The organism is Methylobacterium tardum (assembly GCF_023546765.1).
Lineage (GTDB): Bacteria > Pseudomonadota > Alphaproteobacteria > Rhizobiales > Beijerinckiaceae > Methylobacterium > Methylobacterium tardum.
Window position 1 is genome coordinate 1044512 of record NZ_CP097484.1, and the last position, 25125, is coordinate 1069636.

Consider the following 25125-nt stretch of genomic DNA (forward strand, 5'->3'; position numbering starts at 1 on the left):
GCTACGTCCACTAGGCGCTCCGCGATCTGAGGGTGTGTTAGCCCCTGAGAGCCAGATTCTTCCAGAAGCGTCCTCAACCGCCCCTTGGCAGAGTTGGCGCGGGGCCCGCGGACCCCGCGGGTAGCACGAGGATGGCCGTCCTCCGCGGAAGCCCGGTGACGCTTCGCCTGGTTGTTGGCTGGTTCATCCAGAGGCGCCCCCTCGCCGATCGACGCGAGTGACTGCTCTGCAAGGCAAAGCTTCGTCAGCTCGCCGCTCACGCGCTCGTACTCAGCCACGAGATCCTGTCCGGTCTTCAGGGGGGCAAAAACACGGACATCGCGTTGGCGGGATCAAAGCTGCGAAGAGCTGTTCGATGGCGGCCTGGCGCACCGCAGGCAACCTTGGGCGAGGGGTGGGCCCAGTAGGCGGGACGTCATCTTTTCCCGCCCCGTCCGACCACGCTCCGGGCATTCTTGGCGGCCTACCATGTTCCCGTCAAAGCCACTGAGGCACACAAATACCAAGCTTCGCCGTTGACGGCTTGATGCGCCTTCTGACGCTATGGCCGCGCATATGCTAGCTCGACGATCATAGACGCCTTTGCCCAATCTGGATGGGCTGCCCTGAGGTGAATGATGGCTGTATTAGTGACGGGCGGCGCCGGCTACATCGGCAGCCACATGGTTCTGGCGCTGCTCGATGCCGGCCATGAGGAGGTCGTCGTCCTGGACGATCTGTCGACGGGCTTCGACTGGGCCGTCCCGGAAGGCGTCAAGCTTGTGGTCGGCGACGTGGCGGACCAAGCGCTCGTCACACAGACGATCCTGCAGCACAGGATCGATACGCTGGCTCATTTCGCCGCCCGGATCGTGGTGCCGGACTCCGTGTCCGATCCGCTGGGCTACTACCTTGCCAACACCGTGAAGACGCGCTCCCTGATCGAGGCCTCGGTGCGTGCCGGCGTGCGGCATGTGATCTTCTCGCCGACGGCAGCCGTCTACGGCGAACCGGAGGTCGTGCCCGTCCCCGAGGATCTGCCGCTGAAGCCGATCAACCCCTACGGCCGATCGAAGCTCATGAGCGAGTGGATGATCGCCGACGCGGCGGCCGCCCACGGCTTTTCCTACGTGATTTTGCGGTACTTCAACGTGGCCGGTGCTGATCCGGCTGGCCGCTCCGGGCAGTCGACGCCCAATGCCACGCACCTGATCAAGGTCGCCACGCAGGCCGCCCTCGGGCAGCGCGAACGGCTCGACGTGTTCGGGACCGACTACGCGACGCCTGACGGCTCCTGCCTGCGCGACTACATCCAAGTCTCCGATCTCGCCGCAGCCCACAGGGTCGCGCTCGATCACCTGAGAGCCGGCGGCGAGAGCCTGACGCTGAACTGCGGTTACGGCCGCGGCTACTCGGTGCTCGAGGTCATCGATGTGGTGAAGCGGTTGTCCGGCCGCGATTTCGAGGTGCGTCTTTGCCCGCGCCGGCCCGGCGATCCGGCGCGGATCGTCGCCGAGGCGGCGCTGATCCGCGATCGGCTGGGTTGGAAGCCCCAGCATGACGACCTCGACGCGATCGTCGCCCAGGCGCTCGCCTGGGAACAGCATCTCGGCAAACGCAACCGAGCTTAATTGCCCATATGAGGATGAGCGGCCCGTCTTGATGGCGACCCGGTCTCGTGGTTCGCCCGCATTTCGATAATGGAGGCGAATTCGGCCCAACTCGGAAGGCGTCAGTGGGTGCAGTTGCGCAAAGGCGACATGTCGCCTTTGCGCCTTCGTTCGTCCGCCGGCCATTGCAGCAATCGGACGACGTTCATCGCCGCCATCATCAGACTGCAGGTCTCAGCCTCGGATGGTTTGTTGTGTTCATGCCAGGGATTTTGCTTTGGTCGTCTATATTCAGCTCGACCTCAACCACTGCGAGAGCTGCGCACTGGACAGTGCCCGAGAACCTGCCATCAAAGCCAACTAATCATGAAAGCCGCTTGATGCTCACGGTTGAGCGCAAACGCCCCGGCCTAGTGCATGGTGGAGACCAATCATCTCGCCGAGCCCCCGACGACTCTGACCGTCAGAATGTGCCTCGACATCGGCGTTTCGCGAAGTCGGCGTGCTCTCGAAACAGGGTAACGAGCAGCAGGGAATCAAGTTGAAAGTTAGTTCATCCAGCTGCGTTTTGGCCAAAAAAGCTACTATATTTTATGACGCGGTTGCATTATAAGCCATATTAGCGGCCCATTAATTATCGTTGGGTCACGGATCTGGTGGAAGCAGTTTGAGAGTACGACCATGCACTGGGCCGCCGTGTTCCTCGTCGCTTACGCCCTCGGGTTCGTCCGAGTTCTGGCGCCTTTGCGACACCGCTCCGCTTATGCCTACCAATCGGCCGAGCACCGCCGTCTAGGATCAGGTCCAGCCAAGCAACCGCATCAGCATCCAGCTGAGGACGCCGATCCACCCAACTACCACGAGGACAACCGCGATCAGGATCGACGCCGATCCGAAGCATGCAAATAGTCGCCGCCCCAGGTTGCGCCGCCTGTCTAATTGCGGCGTTCCTCCTGTGCCGCTTTGGAATGAGCTCATGGTCTCAGCTCTTTGCGTTTGGGCTGGAAGCGGTGGACTACCCAAATGTTTCCATGGACGTGCAGCCTGAGCGGGTTCTGAGCTGCGCTATGTCTCGCCGCGTAAGGGGCGCATCAGCGCGCCGAGCAAAAACGCGAGTTCGCCACAAACTAGCAGCGCCGCACCGCGTCGAATGCATGCATGCATGTTGAGGTGGTAAACGGAGACACCGTAGGCGAGTTCGACTGCCACGATTGGCAGGAACATCAGCAGCCACCACACCGAGCCGAACCGACCCAGCCCTAAACCGAGCAGCGCGTTCAGCAGAAGACCCTTCATGATCACGTCCCTGCGTCTGACCCGATAGACCCTTATGCCGCCGGGCAGGCTACGCAGGACAGCTTAGGATCGTAACAGGCTGCGCCCTACTTGCTTCCGCGCTGAGCCAGCACGGCCGGGATGGTGCGGAGCATGATGGCGAAATCCCGGCGCAGGCTCCAGCGGGTGGCGTAGTCGAGATCCAGCGCCACGCGCTCGGCATAGGTCGTGTCGGACCGGCCTGAGACCTGCCACAAACCCGTCACGCCGGGCGGCACGGCAAAGCAGGTGGCGAATGCGTGATCGTAGCGGGCGATCTCAGCGGCCACGATCGGGCGCGGGCCGACCAGGCTCATCTCGCCGCGCAGCACGTTCCAGAGCTGGGGCAGCTCGCCGAGCGAGGTCTTGCGCAGCACGTGACCGATCGCGGTGATGCGCGGGTCGTCGCTGAGCTTGTGGGTCTCCGCCCACTCGGCTCGGGCCTGCGGGCTGGAAGCCAAGTGCGCGGCGAGCACGGCCTCGCCGTCGGTGACCATGGAGCGGAACTTGAGGCAGCCGAAGCGGCGTCCGTCGCGGCCGATGCGCATGTGGCGGAAGATCGGCGCCTTGCCATCGCCGGCCCAGACGATCGCCGCGATGAGCAGGAGCAACGGCAGGAGCAGGAACAGCGCGGTCACCGCCACGCTCACATCCAGACCCCGCTTGGCCGCCCAGTCCAGCCGCAGGCCGCGCGCGACGAACGGCGCCTCCGGCAGAACCGCCCCGGCCACGAGCTCAGCCGCTCCGCTGACCTGCCCGACCGCCTGCTCGGCCCTATCGGTCACCTCTGGCCTACGCTGCGATGCAGAAAAGCCAGGATGAGCAAGGGCTTCGGCGCGAGTCAGCATGGTCTCAGCTCCTTTGGCGAGGCCAGTGGCGGGTTGGTTAACGATTGGTTGTTGCAGTGCTCCTAGCCCAGAAAATCAGTCTCCGCAAGGCAATATAGCCATCTCGCAGTGCCACAAAACCGACCAATATGCGCTGTATAGTGCTCATATACCGTGTTTGTGGGCGCGCTGACGCCCCTCGCGCGGCTTCGCGTTAGGTATATGTTACGTAGCCATCCTGGCCGCCTGATCTCACGGTCGAGACCCGACATGGCGGCGAGGCACGATCGCGAGCCCAGCGCCACAACGCTGAACGCACACAGGACGCAATCGGCACAATTCACGCGCCCAAACCGTACCCGGTTTTGCGCTGCACTGGCCTATGAACCCCCGACCAGCCAAAACCGTTGCAAGATTTCTACGAGGGATTGTCCCGCAGGCAGTCCGCGGCTGCGGCGCGCCGTCGCGCTAACTGGAGCGTCATCCGAGCGGGCCAAAACGAGCGGGGTAAAGAGAGGCTCGCAGATTGAAACCATGCGCGTGATAGGGTTAACGGTCGGGCTTAAGCTTGGCCAGAAAGGCCGAGCAGCGCGTCAGGATGGTCATGATTGGAAAACCGATTGCGGCTCTAGGAGCGGTAGCCATGCTGACGAGTGCGTGCTCGCGTCTGCCGATTGGGCCAACAGCCTACAGCGCGCTGCCAGCGGCAACAGTGGCCAGCGTCCCAGCACGGCCGGTCGTGCTTCCGTTAGTCTCGGCCGAGATCGATGACGCCTTACCATCGGTAGTTATCCCAGGCACCATCACGACGCGGAAAGCGGAGAGCGTGTCTGGCGGTGTAAACCCAGTTGCAGTGTTGGAAGCCTCTAGGCGCACCCGCATGGCCTGGGAGACACTGCACCCTGGGGATCTCTTGAAGCCACCTGCGATGGCTGCGCGATCATTCGGCGCCGACGTGGCAGAGACCGGCGCTACGTCCGCTGCATCAGGCTTAAAGATCGGTAAACCGGCTCCGGCCGCTGCTCCGCCGGCCTATGATCGTGAAGCAACGATGGGCCGCCTTGTGCAGGGCGGACGTGATGCTGCGAAAGCCATTTGCTCAGGGTGCTGATCGTGTGCATGCGCCGCTCGCCGTCGCGACATCGACCCCGCTGCCCAATCTGATCACGGGCTGGTGAGACTTGGTGCGTATTTGTAACAATCGGTGTGTTAGGTGCACGGTCGAGGACCGCGCTCGCGCGTAAATGCGCCCGCAGCCGAGGTCACCAGACACGTACCGGCATCTTTCAGGCTGTCCAAGGATCGACAAGTGAGATCCCGGCGTCCGAGAAATGCCGCCGGTTTCGCGTCGCCAACATTGCGCGGCGCGCCAGAACAATACCCGCGATTGCGGTGTCGCGGAAGTCAACAGGCGTGCCGGCGCGCTTGCGCTGTGCGGCTAAGATCGCGGCCTGCTCGGCTGCTGATTGGTCAAAGGACAGGACTCTGCCGGCGAGATCCTCCTGCATCACCAGCTCGAGTGCGCGCTCCAGCTGCATTCGCCGGCGCCCTGATGGTAGGAGTTCGAGGCCGAACTTGGCTTCGAATACCGTGATGGACGTAATCCAAATTGATTCGAGGGGTTGGCGATCGAGCCAAGACAAAACCACGCGATCTGGCTCGATGTGCATCAGAGCGGAGAGGACATTAGTGTCGAGTACAATCACTCGAACACTGCCGGCTGGCCCATGGTGCCCCGCTGCTCGCGAATTTCCTCGCCGAAGCCGACATGAGAAAAGCGCGCCGCGATGCGGCTTCCAAGCGGAACCTGCGCCCCGCCATCATCTCCGATTGCGGCTTGCAGGATTTCTCGGACTTCTGCCTCCACGCTTCGGCCGTGTCGTTCTGCCCGGCGCCGCAGGCCGACCTTGACACTCTCGGCTAAGTTGCGAACGACGAGCTGAGCCACTTCACACCCTCGCTAATGATATCGTGATATCATCTCGCTTGGCCGAAATCAAGGAACATCTCACCTCACGGCTAACGCTGACGCCCTCAATCGCCGAGCTATCTCATGTGCACAGTGGTCGAGGCTGCAGGCCGCCGAATTGACCCTAATCAACCAAGTCCCCTGACCGTTCACAAAAACGGGGCAATCCCAGGCCAGCTTGGTCAGCCTCCGACGGCCGGCTGCGTCCGTCGCTGCTTGTCGGCCATCCAGTCCGGCGTCTCGTCGCCCTGACGGCCGGCACCGTGAGCCCAACCTGCAAGCCACTCCGTCGGGACACTTACTCGGAGAGGCTCCTAGTCAGTCGCCTAAGCTCGATCGTGCATAACAGCGTCGGTAGCTACCTCATCGGACGTCTGCTCCTCGACGTCCGCAGCCGGAGCAGCGGCGCGATAGAGATCGCCGTGCCGCTCCAACTCGCCGCTCGTTGTCATCACGCTGAGATACGTGGCCAGGGTGTTGGGAGCCACAGCGTGCAAGCGATCGCTGATCTGGGCGTGCGACAAGCCCTGTATGCCGGCATCCTCCAAGAGAGTCTTCAGTCGACCCTTGGCCGAGTTGGCTCGCGGCCCACGGCTTCCGCGGCCGGTCGCGCGGCCAGAGCGAGGCTGATCATCACCGCTCGGTGAGCGACGGCGACTAGACGGATCGGCAACTGGCTCATCCATTGTGGCGCCTTCCACGATTGCCGCGAGCGACCTCTCAGCGAGACGGAGCTTCGACAGCTCGGCGCTGAGTTGCTCGAATTTGGCCTCAAGAGTCGCGCGCTGCCGCCTTACATCAACCAGGGCTTTAGCGAGCGTGCTGTCGTCTTCCAACGATTCATCACACTTGTTGCTTTCCAGAGTGCTGGCTCAGAGCCGCGCTGACCCAAAAAGTCAACTGGCTGTGCCGGGATCTCTGTGAGCGCGCTTAGCTCGACTTAGGCCGTTTGTGAGGGACTGAGTGGGCTGAGGTGACGAAGCAGGCGTGACGGGTAGGCTGAGCGTCGCCGCCAAGAGACACCACCATGCTGCCCCTACCTGCCCGCTTTGCCGGAATTATCCTGGCGTCCACACCGCTTTGCTCAGCCCATGACGCTGCGCCTGCGCATTCGACGCTTCTTCTGCCATCATAGTGCCTGCCTTCATCATGCCGAAGATCGCCACGAGGAGAAGCACGGCGATCTTGAACCATAAGGGTAGGGCTTCCGGCGGACGAGCCCAGGTCGCCGGGGCGCTGGCTCGGGGGCGAGCCGCATCACTGACCATCCAACGAGCTGCAACTCGACGCCGGGGCCAAGAACATCCGTGCGGCCCTGGCGCTGTTCGGTGTCACCTCCAATGATCAGATCGCGGAGGCGCACAGATTTAATCGAACCTGCCGAGCCGTTGCAAGATCTGGCGGACCCGTTAAGGCGATGTTAATCTTATGCTTCGAGACAGATCTGCCGCATACTCAGCCGAGCTGACCGAAATAGAAGAGGGGGCGCCAAGTGGACACCGTCCGGGGTGAGTAGGAGTTCAGCGTCTCACACCAGTTTTGCGCATACTGAGCCACTCAAAGCGCGGTCTTGAGTGGTCGATCGGCCTTGGCCTAAGCCCAAAATTGTGGAACGACGACGTGCAGACATCAGCATCCGCCGCCTCAAAGTTAGCTCCTGTGGGCTTTTTGTCGGCCGTGCGCGGCTGCCGAGGCGCTTTGATCGGGCTGTCTCTGTTCAGCGCTTTGATCAACGTCCTGTACCTCACCGGCTCTTTTTACATGCTCCAGGTTTACGACCGGGTCATCCCGAGTCGGAGCGTGCCGACCCTGATCGCCCTTTCGGCTTTGGCCGCTGTTCTCTATGCAGGCCAAGCGGCGCTGGATTTTTGCCGCCAGCGCGTGCTCGCGCGCATGGCGCGGTCGCTGGATGAGCGATTGAGCCCGCGCGTGTTCGCGCTTGTGACCCGTCTGCCCTTGATGGGGCAGGGTGGCAGCATGGGCCTGCAGCCCTTGCGCGATCTTGATCAGGTGCGGAGCTTTCTCGCCGGGAGCGGGCCACCAGGCTTCTTTGATCTGCCTTGGATGCCATTCTACTTGGCGATCTGCTTCCTATTCCATCCTTTGATCGGACTTGCCGCCACGGCGGGAGCCGTTGTGCTGGTGCTGCTGACGATCTGCACCGAAGAGTTCACTCGCAGGCCCGTCAAGGCTGCGGCCCTGCACGGGGCAGCGCGCATGAGCCTTGCGGAAGCGAGCCGGCGCAACGCCGAGGTGGTGGCGGCCATGGGCATGGGCGGGCGCTTAAGCGCGCGCTGGAGCGCGGTCAACCAGCAGCATCTGGACGCGCACGAACACGCAGGCGACGTCGCGAGTGGGCTTGGAGGCGCGTCCAAGGTGGCGCGTATGGCCTTGCAATCGGGCGTGCTCGGACTTGGGGCTTATCTTGTCATCCATGGCGAGGCGAGCAGCGGCATCATTATCGCCGGCTCGATTCTGTCCGCCCGCGCCCTGGCGCCGGTTGAGCTGGTGATCGCGCACTGGAAGGCGTTTGCCGGCGCTCGCCAAAGCTGGGCGCGCTTGCACGAACTGTTCGCGGCTGTTCCCGAGACCGCCGAGCCACTGCCCTTGCGTCGGCCCGCGTCCACGCTGTCGGTTGAGGCGCTCAGTTTGGTGCCGCCCGGCGATCAGCGGATTGTGGTCAGGGACGTGTCATTTGCCCTGCAAAGCGGAAGCGCGCTGGGCGTCATCGGCCCGAGCGCGTCGGGCAAGTCGTCGCTGGCGCGAGCCTTAGTGGGCGTGTGGCGACCGGCGCGCGGCAGCGTGCGGCTTGACGGAGCGGCGCTGGATCAATGGTCGCCCGAAGCTTTGGGTCGGCATGTGGGTTATCTGCCGCAGGATATCGAACTGTTTGAAGGCACGATCGGGCAGAACATCGCCCGATTTGCGCCCGACGCCGATCCTGACACGATCATCCGGGCCGCCGAGCAGGCGGGCGTGCATGGGCTGATTGTGCGTCTTTCGCAGGGTTATGATACCCGCGTCGGCGAGGGCGGGATGGCGCTGTCGGGCGGACAACGACAGCGCATTGGCCTGGCTCGAGCCCTGTATGGCGATCCATTCCTCGTGGTGCTGGACGAGCCCAACTCAAACCTGGACAGCGAAGGCGAACAAGCGCTGACGCGGGCGATCGCAAATGTGCGGGCGCGCGGTGGGATTGCGGTGATCGTAGCGCACCGGCCGAGCGCCTTGGCGGCCGTCGACCAGGTGCTCGTGATGAGTGGCGGCGAAGCCCAGGCGTTGGGACCCAAGGAGCAGGTCCTGCGTCCGGCCGCACAGGCGGTGGCGCCAGCAACCATGCCGGCGCCGGGTGGGCCTGTGCGGCCCGCAGCCGCAGCGGCAGGCGCGGTCTGATGAACATGGATCCCAAAAGCAAAACCTATCGCTCGATGCGCCGCTCGCTGCTGGGCGGGGCGGCGGTGGCCGGCCTTTTGGCTTTCGGTGTCGGGGGCTGGGCGGCGACCGCAGAGCTGTCCGGCGCCGTGATCGCGCCCGGATCGCTGGTTGTGGCCTCGAACCTGAAGAAGGTTCAGCATCCGACCGGTGGCGTGGTGAGCGAGATCAACGTGCGGGAGGGTGATCCCGTCAAAGCCGGCGACGTGGTGGTGCGCCTCGACGACACACAAACCCGCGCCAATTTGGCGATTGTCACCAAAAATCTAGACGAACTCGCGGCCGTGCAGGCTCGCGATGAGGCCGAGCAGGACGGAACCGAGCGGATCGTGTTCCCGGCCGATCTTTTGGCGCGAACAAAGGATCCCGCGGTGGCCCGGGTGGTCCAAGGCGAGCAAAAGCTGTTTGGAATCCGCCGCGCGGCGCGGGACGGTCAGAGCGCGCAGTTTAGGGAGCGCATCGCTCAGCTCCGCGAACAAATCTCGGGCCTCACCGACCAGCTGGCGGCCAAGAAGCGCGAACTCGCACTTGTGTTCGAGGAGCTGAAGGGCGTTCGCGAGCTTTGGCAGAAGAATCTGATCCAGATCGGGCGGATGACGGCTTTAGAACGCGATGCGGCTCGGATCGAGGGTGAGCGGGGCACGCTTGTGTCTACCATCGCTCAAACCAAAGGCAGGATCAGCGAAACCGAGCTCCAGATCCTGCAGATCGACCAAGACCTACGAACGGAGGTCGGCAAGGACTTGGCCGAGATCCGTGCCAAAACCTCGGAGCTGGTTGAAAAGAAGGTGGCGGCCGAAGACCAGCTCAAGCGCGTAGACATCCGCGCGCCCCAGAGCGGAACGGTGCACCAGCTCAACGTTCACACTGTAGGAGGCGTCATCACGCCAGGGGCTGAGCCGATCATGCTGATCGTGCCAGAGGCGGATGCGCTCACGGTTGAAGCCAAGATCCAGCCGCAAGACATCGACCAAGTGCGGGTCGGGCAAAGGGCGGTGCTGCGCTTTTCCGCTTTCAACCAGCGCACCACGCCAGAGCTGATCGGCGAAGTGAGCCGGGTCTCGGCCGATGTCAGTCAGGATACCAAGACGGGAGCGACGTACTACACGATCCGCATGAGCGTGCCGGAGGCGGAACGCGACCGCCTCCAAGGGATGAAGCTTGTGCCCGGCATGCCGGTGGAGAGCTTTATCCGAACAGGCGACCGCACCGTCATCTCATACCTGACCAAGCCGTTGCAGGACCAGGTCGCGAAAGCGTGGCGGGAAAGATAAGCACCTCGGCGGGGCTCGATGCTTCGCGCCGTCATCAGTGGGGCCTGCGTGGCTTGATCGGCTCAGGCGCACGCTTCTCCCCTCCCGCGGTCCGTTCTGGGCTGCATGGTCATGAAATACCGACTGTCCCGCTGCATCCTAAATCAGGCGAGCGGCAAGTGAGGTTGGAACAGAAGCGCTTTCTGCTTCAAACCGAGGCGATCCGTTCCGACTATGACGGCCCTGCCCACAGAGCCGCTCAGCTTGGTTGGCGCTCACACCAGGTGGAAGTCGGACGCAGTCAATTGAGCCTTGGTGACCCCCTGCAACGTCACCGAGTTGTTGGCGTCCAGAACAATGGTGACGCTTCCGTTCACGTCTGTGGCGTGGTTCAGGATGTCCGCCGGGCTGGAGAACATGGTGTGATCAAACCACAGCCCGTCCTGTTTGACGTCGAACCCTGAAATCACGTCCTTGCCGAAGTTGGCGTAAAACACGAAGTTGTCCACGCCCGCGCTGGCCACGAACTTGTCGGTGCCGGTCGAGCCCACATTGATCGCGCTGAGAATACTTGCGACCCCGATCTGGCCGTCGTTGTTCAGATCCTGCGCGAAGCTCTTCTCCAGCCCGAGCAGGGACGGGTCCGAGCCCGACACCGTGCCGATGGGAGATGCAATGTAGTTGCCGTTCGCGTCGGTGTTCCACACCGTGTACTGGTCCGCGCCCGTCATCTTCCAGGCCACCTCGTAGCCGGTGGCCGTCTTTTCCGCGCCAATCGGGGTCCAGCCGCCGAGCTGACCCGCGGTCACGATGGATCCGCTAAGTTTGAGCGAGGGGCCCGACCCCGTGCTGTCGTCCAGAAAGAACCCGCTGCCCACCTGATCCAGCCGCGTCACCCCAAACGCCTCGACGGTCTTGGGCACGGCCCCGATCTGGCCGTCGTTGTTCAGATCCTGCGCGAAGCTCTTCTCCAGCCCGAGCAGGGACGGGTCCGAGCCCGACACCGTGCCGATGGGAGATGCAATGTAGTTGCCGTTCGCGTCGGTGTTCCACACCGTGTACTGGTCCGCGCCCGTCATCTTCCAGGCCACCTCGTAGCCGGTGGCCGTCTTTTCCGCGCCAATCGGGGTCCAGCCGCCGAGCTGACCCGCGGTCACGATGGATCCGCTAAGTTTGAGCGAGGGGCCCGACCCCGTGCTGTCATCCAGAAAGAACCCGCTGCCCACCTGATCCAGCCGCGTCACCCCAAACGCCTCGACGGTCTTGGGCACGGCCCCGATCTGGCCGTCGTTGTTCAGATCCTGCGCGAAGCTCTTCTCCAGCCCGAGCAGGGACGGGTCCGAGCCCGACACCGTGCCGATGGGAGATGCAATGTAGTTGCCGTTCGCGTCGGTGTTCCACACCGTGTACTGGTCCGCGCCCGTCATCTTCCAGGCCACCTCGTAGCCGGTGGCCGTCTTTTCCGCGCCAATCGGGGTCCAGCCGCCGAGCTGACCCGCGGTCACGATGGATCCGCTAAGTTTGAGCGAGGGGCCCGACCCCGTGCTGTCGTCCAGAAAGAACCCGCTGCCCACCTGATCCAGCCGCGTCACCCCAAACGCCTCGACGGTCTTGGGCACGGCCCCGATCTGGCCGTCGTTGTTCAGATCCTGCGCGAAGCTCTTCTCCAGCCCGAGCAGGGACGGGTCCGAGCCCGACACCGTGCCGATGGGAGATGCAATGTAGTTGCCGTTCGCGTCGGTGTTCCACACCGTGTACTGGTCCGCGCCCGTCATCTTCCAGGCCACCTCGTAGCCGGTGGCCGTCTTTTCCGCGCCAATCGGGGTCCAGCCGCCGAGCTGACCCGCGGTCACGATGGATCCGCTAAGTTTGAGCGAGGGGCCCGACCCCGTGCTGTCATCCAGAAAGAACCCGCTGCCCACCTGATCCAGCCGCGTCACCCCAAACGCCTCGACGGTCTTGGGCACGGCCCCGATCTGGCCGTCGTTGTTCAGATCCTGCGCGAAGCTCTTCTCCAGCCCGAGCAGGGACGGGTCCGAGCCCGACACCGTGCCGATGGGAGATGCAATGTAGTTGCCGTTCGCGTCGGTGTTCCACACCGTGTACTGGTCCGCGCCCGTCATCTTCCAGGCCACCTCGTAGCCGGTGGCCGTCTTTTCCGCGCCAATCGGGGTCCAGCCGCCGAGCTGACCCGCGGTCACGACGGATCCGCTAAGTTTGAGCGAGGGGCCCGACCCCGTGCTGTCGTCCAGAAAGAACCCGCTGCCCACCTGATCCAGCCGCGTCACCCCAAACGCTTCAAGTGTGTGTGAGTTTGCGCTGGTTGCGCCGTAGTGGCCCGGATCGGCACCGTCGGGAGCCGACACGGTGCCTTGGATCACCGCCACCGCGTCTGGACTCTTGGAGTAGGCCCGAATGTAATCGATCGAAGAGGAGATCGGCTTGCCCGCCACGTCCGCACCACTCTGGGTGGCGAGATTGGCTACAAGATACATCGGGCCGGTCATGTCGCTCGGCGTGGCCTGCGAGCCGACGAACTGCCCGTCGACGTAGAAGCTGATCTTATCCTTCTGCCAATCCATTCCGTAGGTGTGATAGCCCGGCGCGTTCGCCAGCTCGCTGTAGACCTGCCGGTTCTGCTGCCAGGGGATGTTGGGAGTCTGATCCGTCGTGTGGATCGTGCTGTAGACGCCCTTGTCGTTGTCTCCATAGTGCTCGGCGATGTCGAGTTCCTGCCAGCCTGGCAAGTTGTTGGGGTTGGCCGCTGGTTTGTCGGGCAGCAACCAGAACGCATCCCATGCGCCCTTCATGTCGGAGAAATCGGCACGGATTTCGAAGTACCCGTAGGTCTGCGAGAAGCTACCCTGTGTTGTGATCAGCCCCGACTCCCAACTTCCGGGATAACCCGAGGCGGTCTTGTCGGGAACAGCGGTGATGGTCAGCGCACCGCCTGAGACTTTGAAGGGATCGTAGCCGGAGGCGGGGTCGACGAACGAGGAATGTCCGAAGCCGATGTCAGAGTTGGCATCATAGCGCCACTGAGAGCGGATATCACCCCAGGTTGTGCTACCCGATGCCTGGGAGATGCTGCGCGTGTTGAATTCGTCGTCAAACGTCAGCTTGTAGCCCGTAAGATCGAGCATTCATGTCCCCATGAGCACGCGCTGTTAACTTTTGCAAGTTTACTCTAGAATATCGACAGCGATTTAGGATCGTAATATAAATTAGTCTATAAAAATTAAAAAATCGCTAAACTCTCTACCAGTGAGCAGTAGGCACATAAGCCGATTTCCTCGGCAGCGCGCGGCACTCGATCGCCATTACAAAGAACAGGCCAGCGACCATCAAGCTGAGCTATCTGGCTCATTCCGCTAGAGCGGGCTTCGTCCGATCGGAAGCTATGCTGGGTGACTGAGGGTTGACGGGGTAAGGAGGCGCCCATGCCCACAACCTTGTCCGTTGATCTGCGCCAGCGCGTGGCGTCTGCAGTCTCAGCCGGGGCGACCTACCGACAGGCCGCCGAGCGCTTCGGCGTGAGCCGGGCCAGCGCCAGCCGCTGGTCACAGCAGAAGCGGCGCGTGGGTCACGTCGCACCCAAGCCGTTGGGCGGCGACCAGCGCTCCCGCCACATTGAGGTTCATGCCGAGCTCATCCGGCGGACCTACCAGGCTCGCCCGCAGATCCTCCTGCGGGAGTTGCGCGAGGCTCTGCAGGCACACGGGGTCGCGGTCAGCACCAGCAGCTTATCGCGCTTCTTCGCCCGGCACCGGATCACGCGCAAAAGGGGCGCTGCACGCAGCGGAGCAGGAGCGAGACGACGTAAGAGCGGCACGTGAGGCTTGGTTTGCGGGCCAGCCCGAGCTCGATCCCGAGCGCCTCGTGTTCTTGGACGAGACGGCGGCCACCACCAGCATGGTTCGCCGCTACGGCTGGGCAGAGCGCGGCGCGCGCTGCCGGATCGCGGCGCCGGCCGGGCACTGGAAAACCACCACGGTCATTGCCGGGTTGCGCACGAGCGGGCCGAGTGCGGTTGCGCTGCTGGACGGGCCTGTGACGGGTGAACGCTTCCGCGCCTACGTGTCAGAGACACTGGTCCCGACCCTGAGGCCCGGCGACACGCTCATCCTGGACAATCTCGGCGCCCACAAGGTAGCGGGCGTGCGCGAGACGATCGAGGCAGCCGGAGCCCGGCTCCTGTACCTCCCACCGTACTCGCCTGACTTCAACCCGATTGAACTGGCCTTCGCGAAGCTCAAAGCAATCCTGCGCAGCGCGGCGGCCCGCACAGTCAGCGATCTCTGGGGGGCCATCCACAAAGCCTTCACGCGCTTCTCGCCCGAAGAGTGCCGCAACTACTTCACGGCGGCCGGCTACGAGGATGACGCTTGTGCTTCCAGCTGATCGGGACCCGCTCTAGCGCGGCATCAGCAGGTCAACGACCCGACGCAAGGCCAGCGCATCCTGCTCGGGCGTGGGCGCCGTGAGGAAGCCGCCCGCCACCGGCGCCGCCGACAGCCAGGAGGGAAGCGTCTCGAGGTCCGGGAAGAGCTGCCGGGCGACCTTTTCGATCGGCTGCCCGGTGAACCAGGGCGCGTAGGTCGCGATGAAGAATCGGAAATAGACCGGCCAGTTCTCGGGTGTGGGCGCTAGCCGGTTGGCCGTCGGTCCCCGGGCGATCAGCGCCAGATAGGTCTTCAGCGCCGCCGATCCCTCGCTGTGCATCAGGTCGCCGGTGGATTTGAGCGTGTTGGTCAGGTGTGTCCGGTACCGGAGATGCGCGCCGGGCACGAAGATCGGCTCCACGTGGACCATGCAGCGGATGAGGAAGTCCCAGTCGTGACACATGCGGTAGGCCGCGAACGGGCCGACCCGCTTGTAGAGACCGCGCGAGAAGACGAGGTTGCCGCTCGTCACCGCGATGTTGGCCCGCAGCAGCGCGAAGCCGATCGTCGGGCAGGCGCCCGCCTGACCCAACACGTCGCGGTACCAGACCCGGACCGGATCGTCCTCGGCGAGCCGGGCGCCGGAATCGTCCATGAAGTCGACGCCCGTGAACGCGATGAAGTCGCCGTCCGGCGGCAGCGCCGCGTGGATCGCGCGGAACCGGTCCGGCGCGTAGGCATCATCCGAATTCAGAATGGTGAGCACGTCCCCGCTGGCCTTCGACAGGCCGTGCGCGATCGCCGCGTGGGCGCCGCCGTTTCGGTCGAGCAGGTCGCACAGGATGCGGACCGGGCCGGCATAACCGTCGATGGCCTTGGCGATGACGGCCCGCGACGCGTCGGTGGAGCGGTCGTCAACGATGATCAGCTCATCGACCGGGCGGTCCTGATCCAGCACGGAGCCGATTGCCTGCGCGATGTAGGCCGCATGGTTGTAGGACGGGATGACGACCGAGATCCGCCGCCCGACCGGCGGCCGGGACGCGGGCTGCGGGCGCGCGGACTTGGTCAGGAACCGCAACATCGGCGTTTGCACCTCTCTCCGATGATCCCCAGGGGCTGCCGTGCCGCGGATCTACGCGGCATCGAGCTGCGCCCGGAGCAGGTCGAGGCGCGGCCGCATTTGCCGCTCGAAGCTGTATTCCCGCAGGATCGCCAAGCGGCCGGCCTCGCTGAGCCGCCGGAGCGCCTCCCGGTCGCCGGCGTAGAACTCGATCCGGTCGGCGATCCCGTCGACGTCGCGCGTGATCAGCTCGAACTCCACGCCGGGCTCCATGGCGTGGGTCCCGTCGAGCCGGCGGTTCAGCGCGAGGGAATCAGTAAGGAACATCGCCACGCCGCGCAGGCCCGCCTCGACGCAGGAGGTGGTGGGAAAGCCGTCGAAGGACCCGCGGCCGCCGTCGCGCTCCATCGGCGACTGGTTCGGCGAGATGACGATGTCCATACTGGGATAGAAATCCGGGAAGAACGAGGCCGGCTGCACGCCGTGGAAACGCACCCGGTCGACCCGCGTCAGGCCGAGAAGCTCCGCATTCCAGTCGCCGACATAGTGCCACTCGAAGCGCGGGTCGTCCGTGTAGCGCCGGACGAGTTCGGTGAACACGTCGCAGCCCTTCTCGATGCCGAGCTCCGTGTAGCGCTGGGCCACGAAGCAGATCCGGATCGTGTCCGGCAGCGGGCGCCCGACCCGCGAGCAGCGCGCACTCGCCGCGACATCCCAACAATCCGGCGAGACGGCACCGAAGATGAAGGCGATCTGCTGGGGATCGCACCAGCCCCGGTCGAGCAGGTAGTCGCGCTGCAGCGTGTGGGTCGTGAGCACCTTGGCGAAGCGGCGATCGCCGAGCACGCGCCGCAGCTTGGCGTCCGAGACTGGATCGTTCGGCATGAACCCGCCCCCAGGATACAGGGTGAAGACGAAGCGCGCGGCGCGCAGGTCCGGGTTCGAGGCCAGCAGCACGGCCGCGTTGTGCAGGAAGGTCGTGTGCAGGACCTCGGCGCTGAGGTCGTGGCCGGTGTTCAGGGCCTGCACCCGGCCCGCGAGGGTCGGATGCTCCGCCTCGAACTGGCGCAGCTCGTCGAGGAAGGTCCAGTCCGGCCGGTAGCGGTCAATGTCGCGCAGCGACGAGGCAGCCCGGCTCTCCGGGATGGCGTACAGGTAGGTGAGCAGCTCGCCGTAGCGGAACGCCGAGAACCGGGACGGGAAGCTCGAATCGACGAGGAGGAGGCCGGCCCCGCGCCCCCGGGCCGGTTGGCTCGGCCCGGCCACCTGCGGGTAGACGGCCCGGGCCTGGTTGGCGGCCTGCCAGGCTTCGGGGGCGAAATCCGGCACGGCCCGGCTCTCGGCCTGGAGCCGCTCGGCCTGGCCGCGATCGCGCGCCAGCAGGTCGTGCAGAGTCCGGGTGTGCGGGCTGAAATCACCGAGTTCGAGGGCGCGGCGCGCCTGCTCTTCGGCTTCCACGAGCCGGCCCCAGGTCCGAAAGATGACCGCCAGGCGGAAGCGGAACAGGGCCGGCTCCTCGCAGCCCAAGGTCAGCGCGATCGCGTAGGCCGCCGCGGCGGTGCCCAGCCGGCCCAGGGTTTCGGCCTGATAGGCGGCCAGAGCGCATCGGGCGACCAGGCTGTCGCCCTCTGCCTCGACGGCGGCCCTGGCGGCCGCATCGGCCGCTTCGCCTCGGCCCAGGGCGAGCAGGGCCTCGACCCGCACCAGGAGCGCCTGGAGCCCCGCGACGGGTCCCCGTCGAGCAGCGCCAGCGCCGCCGCGGCATCGGTGGCGTGCAGCCGCTCCGTCGCGGCCTGCACCCGCGCGTAGGGATTTGCCGGATCACGCGCCAGCACCGTCCCGGCTGCCTCGGCGAGGGCGCGCCCCTCCAGAAGGTTGGGCAGCCGGCCTTCCGCGGCGCCGTAATGGAGATAATGGCCAAGCGGGTTGACCCCGGCCTCGGCGATGTCGGGGTAGAGCGTCAGATAGGTGCGGGTGCTGAACAGCGGCCCGGGATCGAGCCCGATCGCGGCCCCGTGGGCGCAGTAATGCTCGGCCGGGCTGAGCCCGGTCGCGTGCGCGGGCGAGACCTGTGCGCGGTAGAAGGCCGTGTCGAACAGCGGGTTCGGATCAAGATCGGAGAGCCAGCCCGCGGCCGCGTAGGCCGCCGCCGTGTCGATGCCGCGCGCCTCGCCATTGCGTCGGGCCACGAAGCCCGCATCGAACAATCCAGGCAGATCCGGATGCATGCCGTCGTCCGTCCCTCTCGGCGCGCCCGCCAGGTCGGCGCAGGGGGCAGAGAACGTGCGGCCGCCCGGGCCGGCACGCTCACGTCCCGCCGAACCGCCGCGCGGCGTGGCTTCTCGCATAGCGGGCCGGGCGTGCCTACCCCAAGCTCAGGCGTCGGATGTGGTGCGAGACGCCGGCTCAGGTCGCCAGCCCGATGGCGCCTTCGGTCTGCTCGACGGGGCTCGACGGCCCGGCATGCCGCAGCCGTCGACGGATGAGCGTCAGGAGGACGGCGGGCCCGAGCAGGACCAGCACGATGCCGATGATCCCTACGTGACCGACCAAGCGCCCATAGAAGCCGCCGGTCACACCGTAATGCCATGACGCCAGCACCATGCCGGCGGCGGCCATGAGAAGCAGGGCGAGCATCTTGAACCACAGGGGTAGGGGCGCCGGCGGGTGCTTCTCCCGTGCCGGACCTTCGGCGTGCGCCCGATCAGCCTCCCGCTGCGCCAGGAACGCCTCGACCTGGCTCTGAAGGTCCGGCAGGTCCGCACGGCGCGCCGCAGGACCAGCGGCCACGCTCCGGGCCTCCTCGCGCGGCGGCGCTTCCACGCTCAGACCTTCGGCGAGCGGACCCGGGATCGCGGCCTCAGCATCCGCCATCAGGCGTGCCTCGTGGCGGCGCATGAACATCCACAGCGCGACGGCGCCGAGGAGAACGAAAGCCAGCAGTCCGAGGCCGACCGGCCCCATGACGTTCTCGATCGAGCGGCCGCACAGATAGGCCCCGAAGCCCATGATCGAGGCCCAGGCGACGCCGCCCAGCGCATTGAAGGCAAAGAACCGGCGGGCATCGAGCTTGTTCACGCCGGCCAGGACGGCCGCGTAGGCGCGCAGCATCGCGGTGAAGCGGCCGAAGAACACGATCTTCCCGCCATGCCGGCGAAACAGGTACTGGCCGAGCTTGAGGCGTCCGTGATCGAGGCCGATCAGGTGGCCCTTGCGCAGGAGCAGGGGCAGTCCCCAGCGGCGACCGACCCAGTAGCCGGCGTTGTCGCCCAGGATGGCGGCGGTCGCGGCAATCGCTACTACGACGGCGATGTTGATGTTGCCGGTGCTGCCGGCATAGGCCGCCGACGTCAGCAGGACCGTCTCGCCGGGCAAGGGCAGACCGGCGCTCTCCAGGGTGATGATGACGAAGATCGTCAGATAGCCGTAATGCGCGATCAGGTCGGCGATGGGCAGGTCGTGCAGGAAGGACATGCGGTCTCCTCGCAAATCGTGCACAACGCAGTCGCAGGCAAAAATGGCCGTGCGGGGGCGGCGGAGGTAGGGCCCCTGTCTGATCGTGGGCGCCACGGAGACTGCGGCGTCGGCCATCACCCTCGGGCGGTGCTCATGTCCGGAGAGCGAGAGGATTGACCGTGGCCAACCCATCCATCCTCGAAGGTCGAAGCCCGGTACCCGCGCACGCCCGCAACCCGCGCCGCGCCTACGATGCCGACGGGCGCGAGATCACCCCGATGACCCTGCAGAACGCCATGGATCGCGGGGTCACGGCGCTTCGGGCCATCTGCGCGTGCGGACACGAGGCCGAGGTTTCGATCCATGTCGGGCGCTGGGCCTCCACCAGCTTCGTCCCGGATGCGGGCATGACGCTTCGGTGCGATGCCTGCGGAACGCCGGATCCGAAGACTCGGCCGGTCTGGCAGCGGCAGGGTCACCGGCCCTGACGCCCGCGCGAGGGCCTGCCCGGCCACACTCGATTCGTGGCGGCGCACCCGACCATCAACGGCGCGCCCGTAATCAGGACACCCGTTCGATGTCTTTCATCCCCCAGCACCTGTACAACCAGATCCTGGAGGCGATCCCGATCGTCTGTGTCGACGTGGCCATCGTCAACGATGGCTGTGTCCTTCTGGTCCGACGGCGCGACGCCCCGGCGAAAGGCCAGCTCTGGCTCCCCGGCGGCCGGGTCCACAAAGGCGAGACCCTTCGCCAGGCCGCGGCCCGCAAGGCGCTGGATGAGACCGGGATCGACTGCCATGTCGGGCCGATCATCCACACGGACGAGACCATTTTCGAGGACGGCCCGGAGGGCATTGCCGTCCACAGCGTCAACACATGCTTCTTTCTGTTCAGCCGCCAGCAATCCGTCGAGGTGAATCTCGACAGCCATCATGAGGATTGGGTCTGGATCGATCACATTGATCCGGGCCTGCATCCTTACGTCAAGCTGTGCCTCGCCGCCGCCGGACTCGGCGAGCGCTGAACGCGGGACGCCCGCCGGGGAAGGCCCGCGCGACGGGCCTTGTCCATCCGAGGTTCGCCGATCGGAGGCGCCTCAGCCCTCACGGGCCGGATGCCGCGGCGTGCCGGGATGCGCCTCGGCCCGGTGCGCGCGCATCCACGCGATCGTGCCGACGAGCCCCGCGCGCAGGGCGACGCGCGGCTGCCAGCCGAGCTCGGACCGGATCAGCGCGGTGTCGAGGACGTTGGCCGGCACGTCGGCGGCGCGGCTCGGCTTGTAGAGGCAGGGTAGGCGGTCCAGCCCGAAGGCCGTCTCCAGCTCGGCGATGACTTGGTTGACGCTCATGCCCACGCCGCTGCCGACATTCAGGATCTTGTGCGGTCCTTCATAGGTCACGGCGCCGAGGAACGCGTCGCTGACGTCGTCGACATGCAGGAAGTCGCGCACCACCTCGCCGGTCCCCCAGACCTCCAGCGGCAGGCCCGAGAGGACGCGGTGGATGTAGCTCCCGATTAGGCCCTGGTGCTTGGTGCCGAGCTGGAACCGGCCGTACGGGTTTGCGATCCGGAGGACCTGGTAGTCGATGCCGTGGAGGTGGCGGTACAGGTAGAGCGACTTCTCGATCATCAGCTTGCTGATGCCGTAGGCCGAGATCGGGTCGGTGGGCGCCTGCTCGGGGATCGGGATGCCGCGGGGGATCCCGTAGATCGCGCCGCCGGTGGACGAGAACACCAGCTTCTTGATCCGGGCCGAGCGGCAGATCTCGAGCAGGTTCAGGGTGGCGATCGGCGCGGCCGCGAGCTCCGCCGACGGATCCCGGTTCGAGCTTTCCGGGATCGATCCGGCGATCAGGTGGAAGACGACGTCCTGACGCTCGACGGCGTTGGCGATGGCGAGGCGGTCGGCGAAATGTCCGGTCACCCGGGTCACGCGGCGGTCGAGGACCTCGGGCTGCGGATGGCTGCGGCTGAAACAGGTGACCTCGGCGCCCGCTTCCGCGAGACGGTTGCACAGGTTCAGCCCGAGGAATCCGCCGCCGCCGAGCACGAGGCAGCGGATTCCCGAGAGCGACACGGTCGGCCGGCTTGACGCGACGGGATCCGCCAGCCCGGTCTGCCAGTCCGCGCTCATGCCTGAGCCTCGGCGTCGTGGCGGACCGGCGGGTGAGCGGCCGCATCCGACGACGGGTCCGCTCCACCCGAGCCCAGTTCACGCAGATCCGTCTCGCGCGTTCCGATCATGCGCTCGACCAGGGCCAAAGCGGACTCCTGGAGTGCGCGCCGGGTCGGCTCCAGCGGCGCCTTCCCCCAAGCCCGGGCCGCCGCGTAGGCGGCCGCGTAGGCCGCGTCCCAGCCGGCCGCGAAGATCCGCGAGCCGGCGGCGTCCAGATCGTCCCGGATGGCGGCCCACGCGGCCTGATGGGCCGCGTCCCAGGCTGCGGCCCGGACCCCGGTCCCCGTCTGGCGCAGGGTGGGATTCGCGACCGCTGCCCGCTTGCGCGCCCATTTCAGGTGATCGAACCAGGCAGCCAGATCGGCGACGTCCGCGACGACCGGCCTGTTGGCCAGTTCGTCCGCCTCGACATTCAGCTTGGCGAGGCGGAACCACGCCGGCACGTGGGTGCGGACCAGCCAATCCACGACCAGGGCGACGCGCCGGCGCTCCAGCGCCTCCGAGCCGCGCGTGCCGACGAGGCGTGGCACGAGCGGGAGGATCAGGGCGTCGCGTGCGTCCTGGGACAGGCGGTCGCTCCAGGTCCCGATGAAGGCGGCGAGACTCGGCGACGCACAGGCCGGCTGATCCGAGTGAGGCTCGCCCGCGACGTAGGCCACCGCCTCGAGGGCGCACAGGCCTGCCTCCGCGCCGGCATGCCAGCCAGCCGCCAGTGTCCTGACGCGCGCGAGCCGGTCGGGATCGACGCGGGCGGCCCCCACCGTCTCGGCCTTCCAGGACCCGGCTGGGTCGCGATCCGGCACCCGGATCGGCCGGTCGTCCGCAACCTGGACCGCGAACCCGGCCGGCTTCCCGGTCGCGACCTCGGTCTCGAGCGCCGCCACGGCGGCCGCGACCTGTTCGGGATCGACCGTGTAGCTCACGTGGAAGGCGTGCACGCCGGGACGCGGGAGCGTGCGGCCGCGCAGGAATAGGATCCGCGCGCCGCCAACCTCGATACAACTGGTATATCCTCGGAAATTAAAGGACAACTCCTCGTGAATTAGGCCGATGATCCGGGACGCAGGCCTGCAGAACAGGGCATTGCACAGTGCCGAGCTAGATGATCCAACCACCAAAGCTGCCGAGTGGAAGGCCTCGACCTGTTCAAGGAACGACATCGTCTCCGGGTAGATGATCTCGAAACCCAGGGGGCGCAGCCGCTCGGCGATCTCCGCCTCGTTGACGAGGGCGCGCTGGGAGAAGGCCTTGCGGGAGATGAACAGGCGCCGGTCGGTTCGGCCCGAGAGGATGCCGCACTCGCGGGCGCGGTCCAGGATCCGCTGACGCACAGCCGCGAAGACGTCGGCCGGCCAAACTGTGTCGTAGAACGGGCGGCCTGGCTTCATGTCGAAGGGAAAGAAGGCCGGAACCGGCGCCATGCCGAGGAGCCCGAACGCCACGGGTTTGGGCGGCAGCTTGATCACGAGACGGTCGCGCGTATCGAGTAGGCGCAGGATCTCCTCGTGCGAGCCGGGCATGTGGTCGTCGATGCAGAGTGAAATTCCCTCTGGGCATCGTGGGTCGTTGTAGCAGAGCATCCGCGGAACGAACTCCAAGAGCCAGTGCCCGTAGTTCCGGCTCTGAAATCCAAACATCATCAGCCCGGCTTCGATTTCATGCTCATCCTCGGGTACCTCCACGATGGCACGCCCGGCGCCGAAGGCGGCGGTCATGATCTGGTCGGGGTTGAGGCCGTCCTGCAGCAGGATGTCTGGGCGGCGCGGATGGGCGGCGAGGTCGTAGACGAGCTTGCCGCCGGCGATGACGACGTTGCTGCGCGGATAAGCGCGCGCGTCGTCGAGAAAGGCGAGGTACTGGGCCGGGATGTCCAGGCTGCCGGGCTCCGACCGTAGGGCAGGGGCTTTTCCCAGAAGCGCAGCTCGGGCGCGACGATGCGGCGCTCCGGGAGCATCGTGATGGCGCGCGCGCCGCCCGCCGCCGCGAGGTCCTGGACGGAGACGATGTCGTAGGCTTCCAGCGGACCGGAGCCGGTGACGTGGCGCGTCGTCTCGTGCAGCGCGATCGCCGCGTCGAAGCGCCCGTCCTCCAGCAGCGTATCGAGGAGCAGGCGGCGCAGGTTCTTGACCTTGGTGCTGAGCCGATCGCCGTCCTCGGTCGTCACGCCCGCATCGCCGCCGTTGAGGTCGTAGGCGAGGCGGTAATAGTGGAGGCACGGCTCGGGCTGATTGCGGCACTCGTGGGCCCATCCGAGCCGCAGCAAGGTCGCGAGCCCGTCCTGGATCAGGGTGGGCGCGTCAGCGTCGGCGCGCAGCTGCGCGACATAGGTCTCGGCCTCATCGAAGCGGCCGCGCGCGCACAGGTCGCGCAGGCGCACCGTGGCGGCGTCCCGCGCCCAGCGCACGCGCTCGCTGGGGACCAGCGCGGCGATCAGGTCGTAGGTCTCTGCTGCGGCGCCGAGCCGATCGTCTCCCTCCAGCCGGAACGCGAGGGTCTCAAGATGCCGGCACAGGGCGGCGCGGCGCGTCGGATCGTGATCCGTGGCAGCGAGAGAGCGCAGCCGCGCGACAACGTCCGACGCGTTGTCGCGATTGGCCGTCCGGATCAGATCGATGAAGGTGTCCATCGGCCTCATGTCAGTCGCACGCCTGATCGAACCTGCTCGTTCGCGCGCCGACCGGGCAGCGCCCTTTTGCGGGCGGTGTACTGGAAGGGACGCCCCGTGACGAGGCACCCGAGCGCTGGAGAACGCACGCGGTCTCGTGTAGGGCAGGGCGCCGGACAGGCAGGGAACCCCGCGCATGGACGTTGACCGGATCGACAGGCCTTCGTCGGGACCGATGCGAGTCAGATCGCGGATTCCGGCGCGATGACGATCCGCCTCGTTCTTTATGGCGCAGGCGCGCTCGCGCGCGAGATCGTGGACGCTTTAGATCGCCTAAATGCGCAGGAGACCGCGATTGACCTGCAGGCGAGCATCGTCGATCCCGGGATCGACGCACCGGAGACGTTCCGTGGCCGGCCGGTGGTGCGCGACGTGCAAAGCTTCGCGGGCGACGCGGACCTGCGCTTCGTTGTAGCTCTGGGCGAGCCTGGGTCCCGGGCTCGGGCGGTCGAGTATCTCCGGACGGAGATCGGCGCGCAGTTCACGTCGATCATCGATCCTGGCGTGTTGGTCGGGGCGAGCAGCCGGATCGGCGCAGGCGCGGTGATCCTTGGCCATTCCTCCATCACGGCGGATGCGCGGCTCGGAGAGAATGTTCTAGTCAATCCGGGCTGCACCGTCGCCCACGACGACGTCCTCGAGGACTTCGCGACGCTGAGCCCCGGTGTCCACCTGGCCGGGCATGTCCGCGTTGAGGAGGGGGCGTTCCTGGGCACCGGGGCCTGTGTGATCCCGCGCATCCGCATCGGTGCGCACGCCGTGGTCGGCGCCGGCGCCGTGGTCATCCGGAACGTGGCGCCCGGCCAGACGGTGTTCGGCAATCCTGCCCGGCCCTTGCGGCGTGCCTAGAGCGGAGAGGGCAAGACCGCGGCTGAGGTTTGGGCCCGGGTCTGAGCCTGGGCCGGCGCCTTCCGTGCTCCCGCCCGGCCATGTATAGCGGGCCGCGTCACCCGAGCATGCGTATGAGGACGGTGGCGGCAGACAGTCAGGACGTGT

Annotated in this window: 18 protein-coding genes and 1 pseudogene; 7 read left to right on the top strand and 12 right to left on the bottom strand. The window is 66.0% G+C overall.

Annotated elements, in window-relative coordinates; translation table 11 throughout:
- Nucleotides 1–617: 617 nt before the first annotated feature.
- Entirely contained in the window at nucleotides 618–1610 is a 993-nt protein-coding gene (gene galE, locus M6G65_RS05095) for a UDP-glucose 4-epimerase GalE (protein ID WP_250104210.1), read from the top strand.
- Nucleotides 1611–2654: 1044 nt separating this feature from the next.
- On the opposite strand, the gene M6G65_RS05100 is transcribed toward galE, so the two are convergent.
- The 5 genes from M6G65_RS05100 to M6G65_RS05120 form a co-directional block, all read right to left on the bottom strand.
- Nucleotides 2655–2885 (bottom strand): hypothetical protein, encoded by a 231-nt coding sequence (locus M6G65_RS05100; protein WP_238200356.1) that lies wholly within the window; start codon nucleotides 2883–2885, stop codon nucleotides 2655–2657.
- 86 nt (nucleotides 2886–2971) lie between these two features.
- Nucleotides 2972–3751 carry a sugar transferase gene (locus M6G65_RS05105; RefSeq protein WP_250103644.1) on the bottom strand — a complete coding sequence of 260 codons (780 nt, stop codon included), beginning with the start codon at nucleotides 3749–3751 and terminating at the stop codon, nucleotides 2972–2974.
- Between the two features lie 1265 nt (nucleotides 3752–5016).
- Nucleotides 5017–5436, bottom strand: coding sequence for a type II toxin-antitoxin system VapC family toxin (locus M6G65_RS05110; protein WP_238200235.1), 420 nt, complete (start codon nucleotides 5434–5436; stop codon nucleotides 5017–5019).
- Nucleotides 5433–5678: a FitA-like ribbon-helix-helix domain-containing protein gene (locus tag M6G65_RS05115; RefSeq protein WP_250103645.1), complete on the bottom strand. Its 246-nt coding sequence runs from the start codon at nucleotides 5676–5678 to the stop codon at nucleotides 5433–5435. Before M6G65_RS05115 ends, M6G65_RS05110 begins: the two co-directional genes overlap by 4 nt.
- Before the next feature lie 347 nt (nucleotides 5679–6025).
- Nucleotides 6026–6535: a hypothetical protein gene (locus M6G65_RS05120; RefSeq protein ID WP_238200231.1), complete on the bottom strand. Its 510-nt coding sequence runs from the start codon at nucleotides 6533–6535 to the stop codon at nucleotides 6026–6028.
- Between the two features lie 784 nt (nucleotides 6536–7319).
- On the opposite strand from M6G65_RS05120, the gene M6G65_RS05125 reads away from it, so the two are divergent.
- Together M6G65_RS05125 and M6G65_RS05130 are read left to right on the top strand one after the other, a co-directional pair.
- Nucleotides 7320–9092 (top strand): type I secretion system permease/ATPase, encoded by a 1773-nt coding sequence (locus tag M6G65_RS05125; RefSeq protein ID WP_238200229.1) that lies wholly within the window; start codon nucleotides 7320–7322, stop codon nucleotides 9090–9092.
- Nucleotides 9092–10405 (top strand): HlyD family type I secretion periplasmic adaptor subunit, encoded by a 1314-nt coding sequence (locus M6G65_RS05130; protein ID WP_430929547.1) that lies wholly within the window; start codon nucleotides 9092–9094, stop codon nucleotides 10403–10405. Before M6G65_RS05125 ends, M6G65_RS05130 begins: the two co-directional genes overlap by 1 nt.
- 254 nt (nucleotides 10406–10659) lie before the next feature.
- On the opposite strand, the gene M6G65_RS05135 is transcribed toward M6G65_RS05130, so the two are convergent.
- Entirely contained in the window at nucleotides 10660–13527 is a 2868-nt protein-coding gene (locus M6G65_RS05135; protein ID WP_250103646.1) for a family 16 glycosylhydrolase, read from the bottom strand.
- Nucleotides 13528–13824: 297 nt separating this feature from the next.
- Here M6G65_RS05135 and M6G65_RS05140 point away from each other — a divergent pair.
- Nucleotides 13825–14785 (top strand): IS630 family transposase gene (locus M6G65_RS05140; RefSeq protein WP_238199361.1). Its coding sequence is split into 2 segments (ribosomal slippage): nucleotides 13825–14171 and nucleotides 14170–14785, totalling 963 coding nucleotides; the frame shifts between segments, so codons are not numbered across the junction.
- 12 nt (nucleotides 14786–14797) lie between these two features.
- Here the strand turns inward: M6G65_RS05140 and M6G65_RS05145 are convergent.
- From M6G65_RS05145 to M6G65_RS05155, 3 genes and pseudogenes are all read right to left on the bottom strand, one after another.
- Entirely contained in the window at nucleotides 14798–15862 is a 1065-nt protein-coding gene (locus tag M6G65_RS05145; RefSeq protein ID WP_250103647.1) for a glycosyltransferase family 2 protein, read from the bottom strand.
- Between the two features lie 39 nt (nucleotides 15863–15901).
- Complete coding sequence (locus tag M6G65_RS05150; RefSeq protein ID WP_250103648.1) at nucleotides 15902–17533, bottom strand: glycosyltransferase family 4 protein; 1632 nt, start codon at nucleotides 17531–17533, stop codon at nucleotides 15902–15904.
- Between the two features lie 1134 nt (nucleotides 17534–18667).
- A pseudogene (locus M6G65_RS05155) lies at nucleotides 18668–19303 on the bottom strand (DedA family protein); the annotation flags it as partial.
- Nucleotides 19304–19464: 161 nt separating this feature from the next.
- Between M6G65_RS05155 and M6G65_RS05160 the strand changes: the two are divergent.
- A complete protein-coding gene (locus tag M6G65_RS05160) occupies nucleotides 19465–19773 on the top strand; it encodes a hypothetical protein (protein ID WP_238199356.1) in 309 nt (102 codons plus the stop codon).
- Nucleotides 19774–19862: 89 nt separating this feature from the next.
- Nucleotides 19863–20312: an NUDIX domain-containing protein gene (locus tag M6G65_RS05165; protein ID WP_250103649.1), complete on the top strand. Its 450-nt coding sequence runs from the start codon at nucleotides 19863–19865 to the stop codon at nucleotides 20310–20312.
- A gap of 72 nt (nucleotides 20313–20384) precedes the next feature.
- Here M6G65_RS05165 and M6G65_RS05170 read toward each other — a convergent pair whose 3' ends face one another.
- Genes M6G65_RS05170 through M6G65_RS05180 form a run of 3 tightly spaced genes read right to left on the bottom strand, consistent with a single transcriptional unit; the run spans nucleotide 20385 to nucleotide 24090 of the window.
- A complete protein-coding gene (locus M6G65_RS05170; RefSeq protein WP_250103650.1) occupies nucleotides 20385–21422 on the bottom strand; it encodes an NAD-dependent epimerase/dehydratase family protein in 1038 nt (345 codons plus the stop codon).
- Nucleotides 21419–23179, bottom strand: a complete 1761-nt coding sequence (locus M6G65_RS05175; RefSeq protein ID WP_250103651.1) for a glycosyltransferase family 61 protein — start codon at nucleotides 23177–23179, stop codon at nucleotides 21419–21421. Before M6G65_RS05175 ends, M6G65_RS05170 begins: the two co-directional genes overlap by 4 nt.
- Complete coding sequence (locus M6G65_RS05180) at nucleotides 23176–24090, bottom strand: hypothetical protein (RefSeq protein ID WP_250103652.1); 915 nt, start codon at nucleotides 24088–24090, stop codon at nucleotides 23176–23178. The genes M6G65_RS05175 and M6G65_RS05180 overlap by 4 nt, the downstream gene beginning before the upstream one ends.
- 243 nt (nucleotides 24091–24333) lie before the next feature.
- Between M6G65_RS05180 and M6G65_RS05185 the strand changes: the two genes are divergently transcribed.
- Nucleotides 24334–24978, top strand: a complete 645-nt coding sequence (locus M6G65_RS05185) for an acetyltransferase (RefSeq protein ID WP_238199350.1) — start codon at nucleotides 24334–24336, stop codon at nucleotides 24976–24978.
- Nucleotides 24979–25125 lie beyond the last annotated feature (147 nt).

Excerpts from the sequence above, each read along its gene's own strand:
- M6G65_RS05175 (WP_250103651.1), bottom strand. The coding sequence starts at position 23,179 with ATGACCGCCGCCTTCGGCGCCGGGCGTGCCATCGTGGAGGTACCCGAG.
- M6G65_RS05130 (WP_430929547.1), top strand. The coding sequence starts at position 9,092 with ATGAACATGGATCCCAAAAGCAAAACCTATCGCTCGATGCGCCGCTCG.
- M6G65_RS05100 (WP_238200356.1), bottom strand. The coding sequence starts at position 2,885 with ATGAAGGGTCTTCTGCTGAACGCGCTGCTCGGTTTAGGGCTGGGTCGG.
- galE (WP_250104210.1), top strand. The coding sequence starts at position 618 with ATGGCTGTATTAGTGACGGGCGGCGCCGGCTACATCGGCAGCCACATG.
- M6G65_RS05185 (WP_238199350.1), top strand. The coding sequence starts at position 24,334 with ATGACGATCCGCCTCGTTCTTTATGGCGCAGGCGCGCTCGCGCGCGAG.
- M6G65_RS05135 (WP_250103646.1), bottom strand. The coding sequence starts at position 13,527 with ATGCTCGATCTTACGGGCTACAAGCTGACGTTTGACGACGAATTCAAC.
- M6G65_RS05165 (WP_250103649.1), top strand. The coding sequence starts at position 19,863 with ATGTCTTTCATCCCCCAGCACCTGTACAACCAGATCCTGGAGGCGATC.
- M6G65_RS05105 (WP_250103644.1), bottom strand. The coding sequence starts at position 3,751 with ATGCTGACTCGCGCCGAAGCCCTTGCTCATCCTGGCTTTTCTGCATCG.
- M6G65_RS05170 (WP_250103650.1), bottom strand. The coding sequence starts at position 21,422 with ATGAGCGCGGACTGGCAGACCGGGCTGGCGGATCCCGTCGCGTCAAGC.
- M6G65_RS05180 (WP_250103652.1), bottom strand. The coding sequence starts at position 24,090 with ATGGACACCTTCATCGATCTGATCCGGACGGCCAATCGCGACAACGCG.